Origin of the sequence: Quyinboa ferrireducens (assembly GCF_042436675.1) — a bacterium.
Lineage (GTDB): Bacteria > Bacteroidota > Bacteroidia > Bacteroidales > UBA5342 > JBHJHP01.
In genome coordinates, this window is record NZ_JBHMVA010000001.1 from 489,434 (window position 1) to 502,835 (window position 13,402).

Genomic DNA, 13,402 nt, shown 5'->3' on the forward strand with positions numbered 1-13,402 from the left:
ATGCATCACGATATGTACCGGGCTTTGCGTTTTAATTAGAACTCAAAATTTATTGTGATTAAATAATCACCAGGGCGTGTAAAAATTTTTACACAACTTTTAAAAATATTTTTGGTCCTTTTCATTACTTTCTCAAAACAGTAGTTATCAACAATTTGCAAAGGGTTATTAACAGTTTTTCGTTTGATTTTTATAAAAAACATCGTTTTCTGGCCCTTTTTCTGGCCCTTTTTTGGCCCTTTAATCTTCAAATTCCCCATTGTCATGTAATTGTTTCATCCCAATATCAAGTGCTTTTGATAATAACTCCATTCCTTTCAGGTAGTTTTCACCAATTTTATAGTAGGTTCCTTTACCTTGTCCATGTTGACTTAACTGATTGTTTTCTACCAGTTTTTTTACCAGAATCCGCACTTGTTTTCGTGATAAGCGACCCTGGAATAAATCCACAAAATCCTGCATTTTTGCGTCTTCAAATTTTCTAAGATGCTGTAGGATCAACATAAAAGCCTGATTATTATCCCAGTCTGTTTTGCTGTATTTACCTTTTTCATCAGCGAATTCGTAATAAGTTTTCGACAAAACATAATATGTACCACTTGTTCGACCTCTTTTTTCTATTAAATCTCTTTCAAGTAATTTGGTGATCACATTCTTGTCAAATGGGAAGTTCTTGTTACCTTTTTTTATTTGACTCAGATGAATAACTTCCTGAACAGATAGCTTTTTATCGTCATTCAGCTCAGCCTGTATAGACTCAATAAACAGTGCAAATGCTTTGTCTTCTATTGTTGAGAAAAGATGAAGTTCAACCTGAAAATCATCAGATTTAGAATAGTCCGGATCGCCCTTGCCTTCCTTTAGTGTTTGGTAAAATATTTTATCTACTCCTTGTCCTGAACGTTCAACAATACCTGTTTTTTGCAATACATCTGTTAATAATCTGTTTCTTGGGGTGCTGGAAATTGTAAGTAAGTTTTGAAGTGAAACGCCTAATGGGAATCCACCCGGGCTTACAATATCTAATCGTGAGGGATATTGTTTAATTATCGTTTCACTCGATAACCCATAGTTACGGTGTGCAACCGCATTGTTAATTGCCTCTCTAATTACTTCTTTGTTAAAATAGGGGATATCGAAAATAAAGGGGCCATCCTGAATAGGGATTGAACCGTTACGTAAATTAATTGTATCCCAGAGCTGATCTGTTTCTAAGAAATACGGGCCGGAAAATATATGCCGTTGGTCAAAAACAATTTTCGATTCATCTTTTCTGTATTCTAAACGGATGGCAGACTGGGGAATCTTATTTTTAATAATTTCTTTCTTCCCAACCAGAATGACTGCAGCATTTGTGACTTTCCCGTCTGCCACTAAATCAAGATCGTTAAGCATTTGCTCTTTGCTTAATGTCAGAAACTGCGGATTATTTTGCTTTTTTGCATATGCCTCCCGTAATCGATTTATTGCCTCATTGTCCAGATCATTAATGGTTATTCCATCGCAAATTTTTTGTGAAAAGTCTGGTTCTTGTTCCTGTAGTATTTTAAGATATTGTTGGTCCGACATCGGTTTTAATTCTTCACCGACACGCATTAAGGCAACATCTTCGAACTTAAAAACTTTTCCTGCAGGTCGTGAAGGTACCTTTAGCACCACAACACGTTTTCCGTCTTCATCAAATAATTCTTCAGTTGAAACGCGAATAGCAGTATCATTGTAGATACTGCTTTCCAGATTACCCAGTGAATCCAGACTTTGTTGTGTTCCAACAACTTCGTGTGGAGTATTTTCTTTTATCCCAAACACAAGGCATCCGCCACCTTCATTTGCCAGGGCAGTAACGTAACCTAATATACATCTTCTGCGTTTTTTAGGTTCGGGTTTGCTGCCGCCGTTGTATGAAAAATTTCCGCCTTTGGCTTCTTTAAATTCCACCCTGTCTTCTGACTCTTTTAAATGAATGATTTCGGTTATATTCATGGTTAATCAATTTACTTTCACTCTGACTTCTCCGGTTAACAGCTTTTGCATTAAACCTTTTTTTTGTGCCTGCAATTGTGCCAGGTAAGCTTCCTGTTTTTTTATTTCATTATCGGCAGTAGTTAATACTTTGGCAATGGCCTGTTGTTCTTCAATTTCAGGTATTGTCATCTTCAGTGAAAAGAAATCATTAAGGGCTATATTTAATAAACCATGAGCCCTTCCTCCTTCCTGTGCAATTTTCATTAAGTTACGGACCATTAAACCTGCCTCGAAAAAATTTACTAAGAAATCTGAGTCAACGTTGTTTTTTAAATTAAAGCAAATATATAATGTTGTTACAACTGCTTTGTCAAGATTATCAAGCCTTTTAAATGCACCCATTGGATAACCATTTGAGTAGCTTTTATTATAGGCAAATTGTCCTCTCTTAATCAGGTAATAACCTGAAAGAGTATCGCTGGCTACACGTTTTTTAAAGAAGTCTTCCTGCTTTACAAATCCTCTTTGTGCTGAAATGGTTACGACATTGTCATTGAGTTCTCCATTCTTTGTTGTTAGCCTATTTGCAATATCTTTCAATTGAACTTCCTTCCATTCTCCACTAAATTCCTTTAACCTTGTTTTGCCTGAAAGCAACTGTTGCATTAAACCTTTTCTACGCAGTTTAAGTTGCGCAATCAGCTTTTGGGTGTGTTCGATGGCTTTATCCCAGGTGGATAGTATTTCTGCTATTTTGCGTTGCTCAGGGAGTGGAGGGAGAGTAACAAATTGTGATTCAAATTCAGATTTATTAATGATTGGAACAGCTTGTTCCCCTGCTAATATCTTTATTTTTGATGAGATATGTGATAAAATATAATACAGATATTCATTATCATGTTTATTACTTGGTTGTATTGCATTAATTTGTTGGTTTGAAGTTAAATCAACTGTTGCAATACCTGTTTTTCCAATTGTAGAACCAATGCAAGTAAACAGTACACTTCCTTTGGGGAAATTTCGTGATTTCGAAAAACCAATCTTAGAAAGCTTTTTATTTGTATCGATTATGTCTTTAGTGATACCTAAATCCGCAGGACTTGCAAATAAATATTCATCTCCATAATTCTCATTCTCGCTTGTTTTTGGAGTACTTCCTGTACTTACCTTTGCGAAGCTTTTTATAGGACAGTATCTCCAATCCTCTGGAATCCAACCTATCTTGGTCTTTTTATATCCCTCCTTCACAACTTTTTTGACAGACATTCCTTCCCTGTCTTTGATAGGCTCATTTATCGGTTGGCTCTTATTTTCTGTGCTTTTTTCCATAGATGGCATTCGTTTCAAACCCAAGGGATTTTGTTTACTGGTCCGTTTTTTTGTTCAGGTTTTTTCTGTTGTATTGCAGATGCTCATATAAGGTTTGTCCCCAGGCCTTAACAATCATGTTAATTTCTTCGTCGCTTACCGGTTTATGCAGCAACCGCTGTATTTCTATGTTTTTTTGTAGCTTCATGTCCGGGCTGAAAACCGGATAGGATAGTTTGTAATTGTATTTATCGAAATCAACGGTTAACCGGTACAGACATCCAAACGGGTTTAATCCTCCTTTTTTATAGGCTCCAAAAGCTGCTTCAAAGCTGGCTTCAGCTTCTGAAAGAACCTTATCGTTTTTATGCACGGTATATATTTGTTGTAAAGCATTTAAGCGGAGTGACTCTGAAAAAGTACGAAATGGTCCCTTCCCTTCCAGCATAAAACTTACGGAATGGCTGGGTTTACTATAGAAATCATTAAACTTTACCGTTACGGCTGCCAGTTTTTCAAACAAAGTAAAACACCAGCTTTCCATGCACTGTCCAAACACGGTTTCGGTTAATTCCAGTTTTATTTCGTTATCCTCATCTTCGGCATCAACTTCCTGTTTTAACAAGGCCAGTTGTTTATCCAGATCATCGTCTTCGTCAATATTCTCTCCTCTGGCTCCTTTTAACATCAGTTCAAGGGAATGATTCACCAGAGCGGTGACATAATCGAAAAAGAAACCCAGGTTACCGGCATCAGCTTGTTGAAGCGCTGCAAAGTAGTTCTCCTTGTCTTCCGTTTTTACAATAGCCGGCGGATAACCATGTTTCATTAAAATAAAATTCATCAGCAGTCTGGCCAGACGTCCGTTACCATCGTCAAAAGGATGGATGCGAATGAACCGGTAATGAAATTCAATAGCCAGGAGAACCGGATTCATATCTGATTTTGCAGATTCGTTTTTGTACCATTCCATCAGGTCCGCCATTTTGGACGGTGTTTCCTCCGGCGTTGCAAAATAGAACATTTCACCTGTTTGGGTCAATACGTGGTTGGGTACTATTTTGTATTTACCCAGGGTGATCATTCTTTTTGTTGGCTTTCCATCAGGAGTCTGAGCAGGCATTTCATACGGCTCTTTCAGGATCAATTCATGCAACTGGCAGATAAAAGTTTCGTTTAAAGGTCTTTTTTCTGCAATCAGTTCTTCCAGCCATTTTATGGCCTCGTCGTGACCCTGCATTTCAAGATGGTCATGCAAAGGTTTCGCCTGAGCCGTTACGCCAAATAACAAAAGGGCTTTGGTTTCTCCATAGTTTAGTTTATTGCCCTCAATATTGGAAGAATGATAATTCCAGTCGAGCCTGAATTTTTGTATGATGCGCAGTTCCACTTCTTTTGTTAAGGGCCGAAAGGCATCCAGTTCTTTTTTTAATTCAACGGCTCGCAACAAGTTTTCTTTATACGGCATTTTTCAAATGTTTTAGTACCCTAATTCTTTTAAGTAAGCAGCCATTTGCTCCTCCACGGCTGTCATCTCGTTTTTTATTGACTCAATTTCCTTTTGGGTGGCTGCAATGTCAATCGGTTCTTCCTCTTCAAATGTATCCACATACCGTGGAATGTTGAGATTGTAGTCGTTTTCCCGAATTTCGTCCAACGTTGCTACATAGCTGTATTTGTCAATACTTTTCCTGTTTTTATATGTTTGGTATATTTTGTCAATATCTTCTTCTCGTAAGAAGTTTTGGTTTTTTCCGTTTTCAAATTCTCTGCTGGCATCAATAAATAACACATTTTTATCCTGTCCCTTATCTGTTGATCGGCTTTTGTCAAAAATGAGAATACAGGCCGGAATACCGGTTCCAAAAAACAGGTTGGCCGGCAGGCCTATCACTGCCTTCAATTTATTTTCTTCAATTAACGCTTTACGGATTTTCCCTTCGGAACTTCCACGAAACAATACACCATGCGGTAATACCACGCCAGCACGTCCATGTTCGTTTAAAGATTCCACCATGTGGGAAATAAAGGCATAGTCGCCTTTGCTTTTGGGTGGCACGCCACGCCAGAAACGTCCGTACTGGTCACTAGCAGCCATATCGGCTCCCCACTTATCCAGTGAGAACGGAGGATTCGCAACAACGATGTCAAATTTCTTTATTGTATCATTTTCTTTATGCAAGGGATTATTTAAAGTATCACCCCATTCGATGGTAGCATTGTCCCTTCCATGCAGGAACATGTTCATGCGGGCAAGTGCCCAGGTACTTCCATTTACTTCCTGTCCGCTCAACGAGAAATTAGGGCTGCCAACTTCTCTTGCTGCTTTTAAAAGTAGCGAACCTGATCCGCACGTCGGATCATAAATGCGATCTTCTTCTTTAGGTTCAACCAGCTTAGCCAACAGAGTGGAAACCCCGGGAGGAGTGTAAAACTCACCGGCTTTTTTACCGGCGTCGGAGGCAAAGCGGGATATTAAAAATTCGTAGGCATCACCAATCACATCGTTGTCTTCCAGATTGGACGGGCGCAGGTCCAAAACTGCAAAATCCATTAGCAGGTTTTTTAAACGGCGGTTACGATCTTTGGATTGTCCCAGGTTAGGTTCCGAATTAAAGTCGATGTTCCGGAATACCTTTTCAAGTTTTTCCCTGTTAGCATCCTCAATGTTTTCCAGTGCTACATTAATGAGTTCCCCTAAGTTGTCGGCATTTCGTTGTTCGTACAGATAATCGAATGAACTTTCTTCATGCATTTTAAACCGTTCATATTTTAATGCGCGTTCAATACGAATTTCATCGCCGTTGTATTTCTTTTCGTAATCTTCCTTTTTCTCTTTGTGTACATCGGAAATGTATTTTACAAAGAGCATGGTTAAAATATAGTCTTTGTATTGAGCCGGATCAAGGGTCCCTCTAAAGGTATCGCATGCTCTCCATACTGTAGCATTAATGGTTGATTGTGATAATTTATTGCTCATTTAATTCATTTATTTCCTGGTTAATTGCAATATTAAGCAAACCTGTCTTTATGGCTTTCTTTTTTTCTAATAATTGATTTGCCAGATCCACGTCTTTTCCAAGGAGTTTTGATAATTCAATGACCTGTTTTTGTTTTTCTAAAGTTGGGATATTGATGATCAATTGTTCCAGTTCCTTTTTTTGTATGGATGGGATGGAAGTGCCTCCACTTAATGCCTTCAATTTGTGTATTATTCTTTCAGAATTCAAGGTAATGGACAGAAACTCACTGATGATCCCTGTGGAATTCTTTAGCCGGATAATATAAAAGAGCGAAGATGGAATTGTCTTACCAAATTCTTCTTTATATGCCCAGGCAAACAGCCGCTGTCCTTTACCTGTAACAATGACATCATTTGTCTGCAAAATGTATTTTTCAGCATCTTTTATGGTATCCACAAATGATTCTTTGAATAGTGAAGGCTCCAGAAGTTCGTCAAAGTGGCTGGAAACGAGATATTTTATGTTTCCTTTTATTTTGGCCTTTTCATAAGGGCCGTAATATATTTGTGCAATATCATTTAACTGACATCTCATATTTTTATTTTAGTACGCTATTTCTAATTGCGTATACAAATATCAAAATATAAATGTTAAGAAACAAATTTATTTCTTAGTAGCGTATTTCGAAAATTAGAAAAGATGTAAAATGGAGTTGATAATAAAAGAGGAGTATTTGAATATTTTCAGAGGTTTTAAAGTAATTTTTTAATTCGCTAAAGGCTTGTTTTTGCACGACTGTAATAAGCTTTTATTCAAAATATTACCGGGCTAGCTTAAAACATACCTTCTTTTCAACAAAAATGTACCTTTATTTTGATCAAAATGTACCTTTATTTTTTCAGAAATCGTCGTCGTGTTTCTCTTTGGGCATTGGAGGCTTTAATATTGCCACCGCCCCAACTTAAACCGGATTTACGGGATCTGAATGGGGAGTCATTCATTCCCCAGCCTGTATAGGTGTCCCTGTCATCTGTTTTGCTGTCTTCATTCTTATGATCAGGCGATGATGAAGATTGATTTACGCTCTGTTTAGATCTGTAAGGTGTATTTTTCTCAACCATAACCAAGGGTAAGCAAACCACAAACAGCAGCACCAGGCCGGCAATAAGGAAGATGTCCTCATAAGGTAGCGTGATAAATATTCCAAGCAGGCGGATTACTAAAAGCAAAGCGCCTGCAATACCTGATATAGTTATAATTTTCTTAATCAACAGTCTTTATGTTTTCGGATTTCGTACTTATGAAATGTAGTACCAGAATTCCTGCGCGTGCGATAATAAACGTTATAATACCCATTAAAGGACCAAGTAAGGCTTTTTTGAGTCCGCCCGACAGCATGCTGGGTGTAATTTCACCTGAGGCAGCTACGTTATCAAAGGCTTCAATTAATCCTAATGTACGTCCAAGATAGCCCCAGGCTATGGCGAACCATCCCAACGAAATCAACAGTTTTATGGTGCGGTCGTATTTGTTTTGTTGGGGCATAGCCCGCACAAAGAGAACAATTTCTATAATCAATATGATTAAAATCGGATAGCTGATGAATAGTCCTGCATCCTGTAGTTTTTCAAATAGTGTCATGATAATGAGGTTTTACGATTCAAATGTATTTTTATCCTTTTTTATTGCGTCCCTTAAGGGACTTCAATTTTTCAGACTATTAATTTTACCTATATAAAGTCCCGGAGGGACAAGACATCGGTAAAAGTAATATACCGTTAATAAAATTGTCCTGTAGGGACAAGATGTTATGTTCTCCGAACAATAACGATTCAAATGTATGAATTAAAAATATTCAATTTTACAAAATGCGACCAGTGACGGATTTACGGGTTTGTTTAGCACAATAAGGACTTTAAACTAAACAGCAAACAGAAAAAGGGCGTAAAACGGTTGAACACCGATAATTCCTTCAATTCTGATACTTTTTCGTTAATATTGTTCAGGAATATTAGTTATGAGTAGGATAGACCTCTTTGATTTAAGTGAATTAAAAAGTGGTAAGACATTACCTTTTCATCTGCTTTTCTGGGTGGTAATATGGTTCTTTTACGCATATTTTTTCAGCTACAACTCTACCGATGAAGTGTATGTTACCTGGTTCTCCAGTGGCTTGCTTCCGGTTACTATGATCACCACTTACCTAACCATTTTTAAGTTGATACCGGAGTATTTACTGAAGAAGAGATATGGCAAATTTGCACTTTATTCTTTTTACCTGCTTATTTTTACGTCCTACGCAATCGTGCTGATTATTTATGCCTGTCTGATCCTAATCCTGAAGTTTAATGTGACCAACATGCCTCCGATGAGCAAGAATTTTACCTTTGTGCTCATCCTGGTTTATCTTGTTACAGGCCTGGTAGCATCTGCCAATATTGTCAGCAGAAACAGCAAAATGGCGGCTCTTAATAAAGAACTGGAGAATAAGATTCTGAATACACAGCTGCAGCTGAAGGAGCAGGAGCTGAGCTATCTGAAACAACAAATTCAACCCCATTTCTTATTTAATACGCTGAACACGATTTATGGGTTTGCTATTAAACAATCCACGCAAACACCGGATATCATTTTAAAGTTGTCCAACCTTTTGGATTATATCTTATACCAGGTAAATAAGCCGGCTGTCAGATTAAAAGACGAAATAGAACATATAAGAGAATATATCGAACTGGAGGAAATCAGGTTTTCTGATGTATTGGAGGTCAGCTTTGAAACCAGTAAGATATCAGAAGACACTGAAATAGCACCGATGATGCTCATCCCATTCGTTGAAAACGCCTTCAAACACGGATCGGTGATACGCAATAAACTCCGGATTAGTATAACCGTGAAAATGGAAGATAACGCCTTGTATTTTCGGGTTGACAATTCTTTTAAGCCGGATCATCAGACAACAGTAAATGGCGGAATAGGGATAGAGAACATTAAAAAGCGGCTGGAGTTAAACTATAAGGGAGCTTATCACCTTGATCAGTTTACAGAAAGTGACCTGTATACCACAATTTTAATCATAGAGAATATTAACCAAATGCAACAATGAGCCCAAAGTCTATAAAGTGCCTGATCGTAGATGATGAAGCCATCGCCAGGGATGTACTGGAGAATCACCTTTCCAAAATCAGTTCGGTAGAGATTACCGGAATTTGTAAAAATGCCCTGGAAGCATTTAATATTCTTCAGCATCAATCAGTCGATCTGATGTTTTTGGACATCAATATGCCGGAGATATCAGGATTGTCGCTGGCCAAAACGGTTAGCAGGGATGTGAAAATAATTTTTACGACGGCTTACCGTGAATATGCTGTGGATGGGTTTGACCTGAAAGCTGTGGATTACCTGCTCAAACCAATTTCATTTGAACGCCTCCTGCAATCCGTGCAGAAGTATTTTGATGAACAGCATGTTATTGCAGAAACACATAAGGATGAAGCAGGTAAAGAGAAGAATGATTTTATGTTCGTGCGTTCCGACCGTAAAATGATAAAAATTAACTTTTCAGATATCGTTTTTATTGAAAGTCTGAGCGATTACCTTAAAATTCACACAACCGAAGTCGTAATTGTTACGCGTGAAACCCTTTCCAATATTGAAGCTGTACTACCGCAGGGCCGTTTTTTGAGAGTTCACAGATCCTATATTGTGGCGCCAAAGTATATTGATTCCTATACCAAAGAATCCTTAGAGATCGGTAGAAATTCCATCCCAATCAGCAGAAGTTATAAAAAAGAGGTGATGGAACAGCTGGAGCAAATGGGATTGATGTAGTAAGAAGGTTATTTTATTGATAAGTAGATGTTTATAATATGTATTCGTATAGAACGAAACCTTTATTAATGCATTACGGTAATAAAATTAGAGTTATTAATATAGTTATCGGGTAATTATATAAATAATTATAGGCCAATATATTTATGATAACTAATAAGTGCTAGATTTAATTTTAGGAACTGGCATTTCGTCGTATGTTTTACCATTTAACAGACGTCCAGACTTTTTCTTGTTCTTGCCTCCCCATTGTTTGAAAAAAAATGGTACATCATATTTTCTACAGTTATCTTTTATTTTTAATACCCACTCTTCCTTTATTGGTCTAGCATTTGGCCCAGATTCACCACCTACAATAACCCAATCGATACCGGACAAATCAATTTCTGGTAATTCTGTTAACAGAGGTTCAATAGAAAGAAATTTTATTTTTGCTTGTGTACTTTTTAATAAATTTAATCTCTCAAGTTGTGTGAAATCCTCAATACTTACACCCATCCAAATATTATTAGTCCATTTTAATGTCTCACTATAAATGGCCAAGGAGTTAGCTCTCTTTGTAAGTAACTGAAAGGTATGTATTTGGTTTTCATTCATAACATTGAAGACTTTTTTCAAAAAATTAAATGGCATTTTTTCATGAAATAGGTCACTCATGGAATTTACAAAAACCATTTTAGGTTTCTTCCATCCGTAAGGTTCTTTCAATGCTTCTTCATGAACTGTGAAATTAAAACCATTACTGTATTTTTCTACTTTCATACTTTTCAATCGTAATGCCATCTTTTCTGCATAACAATTTGTACAACCTGCTGATACTTTAGTACAGCCCGTAGCTGGATTCCATGTTGATCCAGTCCATTCAATTCTTGAGTTAGCCATTGCTATTTTGGTTTTATAGTTACTTTGGAATATTCATTTTTATAATTTCTATAAGAAATGTAAAATGATCTCATCCTTGCAATCTTACCATCTTGTAAAAAGACTGCGATTTTATCATATTTTTGCAAATATGTGAGCACTTCTGTTGTGTGTTTAGGAAGAAATCCATTTCTTACTGTAAACACATAAATATCCCCGTTAGTTCTTTCTTTTTGTTTTAAGTATAATTCTAATTTTTCAGCCAAGGGATTTGTTTTTTCATCCTCAAAAAGGCTTGGTTCATTTATTGTGTAGTGCCAACCTTTACCCTGTTCTGAGTCTATCTTCCATTTCGATTCCAGCATTTTTTCAAAACCTTTTATATGTGAAGTAAAGAAAAAGAGACAGAATACAGTATTGTTGTCTTTCTGAATTGTGAAGTTGTCTACAAAAAAATTATCACCAATTATCTTCTGGAATGAATCTTTTAACTCATTAATAAAGTTCCACACATTTTTGGAAGTGTTCCAGTGTTCAAAAGGCCTTAATTCTTCTATGAAATCTTTAAGCGCTGTTGGAGTTCCGTTTTTTTCAAATCGGTACATAAACTGAGTTGGAAGCCATAATAACACCTCTGTTTTTTGATTTGAAATTAATTCAACAATATGACTTATTTTTATATGTTTGTATTCGTATGGATCTATAAAGACAAAATATTTTTCTTGACTTTTAGCATTTAAGCTGTTTAGTTTCTTCGTTAATTCTATTAAGTATTCTTTGTAATCTTCAGATGTAAACTTTATTGTTCCGAATTCAGGATAATAAAGTTTTCGCTGATATATTGACTTCTCTGTTTTTGCAACTTTAGCAGCATTTAGATCATTAAAATTGCAGTTAATTTTAGTTTTTATGTCGATACGAGCTACGTTTTTATAGAATACATTTTTTACTGCTTTCATTATTACAATTGGGCTTCCTTCTCCACCATTTTCATAGATACCTTCCCCGCAAAAGAGATCATAAATATTAATTTGAGATGTATATTTATCATTACAAATAATGTTTAGATATCTGTTTAAATATTCACTTAATAAATTGACTTTTGCTTCAGAATGACTTAATAAATTTTTTTTAACATCTTTAGGGCGCATAGGTATAATTCTTTGAGGTTACTTTTGATTAGCAAATTCTAGGGTTTTATATGTGAGTAAAGATACAAATAACGTATGTATTTAACAAACAGAAGGTTGTGGTTGAACCAAGGAATTAATTTCAAATAGATAAATATTTATAATTTAATAAAAGCAAAAATAGAGGTTTCAAAACAGATCTCTTAGTTGTTCCAAAGCCTCAATCAGCACATCAATATCTTCTTTGTTATTGAAAATATTAACAGATACCCGTACGCCTTGTCCACGTGGACTGACGATGATGTTTTTGTCCCGGAGTTCTGAAACAAGCTCGGTTGCCTGCGTGGTTTTTATAATGGTAATCCCGGACATATGTTTTTCATCTTCCGGACTGGACAGTTTAGCTCCAAGTGCTTTCAGTTTTTTTTGGAGGTAAGTGGTAAGCCCAAGCACATGAGAGGTGACTTGCTCTTTACCGATGCGTTTAAACAATTCCAGGGCTCCTTTCAGTGCAAATACAGGCGCAAAATGCGGACATCCGGATTCAACCACGGAGGCACGCGCTTCCGGCTCAAATTTCAGGTTATCCATTTGTTCCGGATCTTCAATGCTGAGCCAGCCTGCAAACGGAAGTTTCCCTCCGGTAAGCCATTTTTTACTGATATAAAGTCCGCCAATACCATATCCTGCCGTAGCCCACTTCAGACCGGTAAAGACCAGGAAATCGATGTTCCATTTTTTAACATCCACAGGAAATACCGGAATAGCCTGAGTGGCGTTAACCACAAAAATCAGGTTTTTTCGCTTGCATAATTCTCCCAGGGCTTCCAGGTCCTGCCGGAACCCGGTGCAGTATTGCACATAGCTGGTCATCAGGATTTTTACATCCGGATCGAGACTTGCTTCAATTTTTTCAATTGGATAGCGGAATCCGTCCTCCGGTTCAACCATTTTTAAGGCAACACCCTGATTAAGCCATGGAAAGGTGGATGAAGGAAATTCGTCATGCATGGTGAGTACTTTGCCCTTGTTCTTATTCATCTGGGCTACCAGGTTCATTCCATGAGAGGTGTTGGTGGTAAAGGCGATCTCGCTGGCATCGGCACCAATGTATTCGGCCACCATCTGGCGGGTTACTTCGGTTCGTTCCAGCCATTCTTCATATAAATTATCGCCCTGGGCCAGCATCTCATCATAGAATTGCTTTGCCTGTTGAGCAGCACTTGCCGAAAGGGGTGAGCCACCAGCGGGATTCAGATACACAAACTCTTTGCAAACGGGGAATTCCTTTCTGACTTCTTTCCAAATATCCATAGTCTCTTTCTTTAAGAATATGCAATTAATACA

At 37.2% G+C, this 13,402-nt stretch carries 12 protein-coding genes; 2 read left to right on the forward strand and 10 right to left on the reverse strand.

What is annotated here, in order from left to right:
- Positions 1-240: 240 nt before the first annotated feature.
- The 7 genes from ACE01N_RS01815 to ACE01N_RS01845 all read right to left on the reverse strand — a co-directional run bounded on the left by ACE01N_RS01815 (position 241) and on the right by ACE01N_RS01845 (position 7,877).
- Positions 241-1,983: an ATP-binding protein gene (locus ACE01N_RS01815; protein WP_375727876.1), complete on the reverse strand. Its 1,743-nt coding sequence runs from the start codon at positions 1,981-1,983 to the stop codon at positions 241-243.
- A 6-nt stretch (positions 1,984-1,989) separates the two neighbouring features.
- Positions 1,990-3,294, reverse strand: a complete 1,305-nt coding sequence (locus ACE01N_RS01820) for a restriction endonuclease subunit S (RefSeq protein ID WP_380584225.1) — start codon at positions 3,292-3,294, stop codon at positions 1,990-1,992.
- A 34-nt stretch (positions 3,295-3,328) separates the two neighbouring features.
- On the reverse strand, positions 3,329-4,741 hold the full coding sequence (locus tag ACE01N_RS01825) for a Fic family protein (protein ID WP_380584227.1): 1,413 nt from the start codon (positions 4,739-4,741) through the stop codon (positions 3,329-3,331).
- 12 nt (positions 4,742-4,753) lie between these two features.
- Complete coding sequence (locus tag ACE01N_RS01830) at positions 4,754-6,253, reverse strand: type I restriction-modification system subunit M (protein WP_380584229.1); 1,500 nt, start codon at positions 6,251-6,253, stop codon at positions 4,754-4,756.
- Positions 6,243-6,830, reverse strand: coding sequence for a restriction endonuclease subunit S (locus ACE01N_RS01835; protein WP_380584231.1), 588 nt, complete (start codon positions 6,828-6,830; stop codon positions 6,243-6,245). Before ACE01N_RS01835 ends, ACE01N_RS01830 begins: the two co-directional genes overlap by 11 nt.
- Positions 6,831-7,126: 296 nt before the next feature.
- Positions 7,127-7,507 carry a hypothetical protein gene (locus ACE01N_RS01840; RefSeq protein WP_380584233.1) on the reverse strand — a complete coding sequence of 127 codons (381 nt, stop codon included), beginning with the start codon at positions 7,505-7,507 and terminating at the stop codon, positions 7,127-7,129.
- Positions 7,500-7,877: a MotA/TolQ/ExbB proton channel family protein gene (locus ACE01N_RS01845; RefSeq protein ID WP_380584235.1), complete on the reverse strand. Its 378-nt coding sequence runs from the start codon at positions 7,875-7,877 to the stop codon at positions 7,500-7,502. The genes ACE01N_RS01840 and ACE01N_RS01845 overlap by 8 nt, the downstream gene beginning before the upstream one ends.
- Positions 7,878-8,253: 376 nt before the next feature.
- On the opposite strand from ACE01N_RS01845, the gene ACE01N_RS01850 reads away from it, so the two are divergent.
- Positions 8,254-9,339: a sensor histidine kinase gene (locus tag ACE01N_RS01850; protein WP_380584237.1), complete on the forward strand. Its 1,086-nt coding sequence runs from the start codon at positions 8,254-8,256 to the stop codon at positions 9,337-9,339.
- Positions 9,336-10,064 carry a LytR/AlgR family response regulator transcription factor gene (locus ACE01N_RS01855; RefSeq protein ID WP_380584239.1) on the forward strand — a complete coding sequence of 243 codons (729 nt, stop codon included), beginning with the start codon at positions 9,336-9,338 and terminating at the stop codon, positions 10,062-10,064. The genes ACE01N_RS01850 and ACE01N_RS01855 overlap by 4 nt, the downstream gene beginning before the upstream one ends.
- A gap of 153 nt (positions 10,065-10,217) precedes the next feature.
- Here the strand turns inward: ACE01N_RS01855 and ACE01N_RS01860 are convergent, their stop codons facing one another.
- From ACE01N_RS01860 to ACE01N_RS01870, 3 genes are all read right to left on the reverse strand, one after another.
- On the reverse strand, positions 10,218-10,946 hold the full coding sequence (locus tag ACE01N_RS01860; protein WP_380584241.1) for a DUF5131 family protein: 729 nt from the start codon (positions 10,944-10,946) through the stop codon (positions 10,218-10,220).
- A gap of 2 nt (positions 10,947-10,948) precedes the next feature.
- The gene (tcmP, locus tag ACE01N_RS01865; protein WP_380584243.1) at positions 10,949-12,076 is read right to left on the reverse strand and encodes a three-Cys-motif partner protein TcmP; all 1,128 of its coding nucleotides are present in this window, start codon (positions 12,074-12,076) and stop codon (positions 10,949-10,951) included.
- A 168-nt stretch (positions 12,077-12,244) separates the two neighbouring features.
- Positions 12,245-13,369 carry an aminotransferase class V-fold PLP-dependent enzyme gene (locus ACE01N_RS01870; protein ID WP_380584245.1) on the reverse strand — a complete coding sequence of 375 codons (1,125 nt, stop codon included), beginning with the start codon at positions 13,367-13,369 and terminating at the stop codon, positions 12,245-12,247.
- Positions 13,370-13,402: the final 33 nt, after the last annotated feature.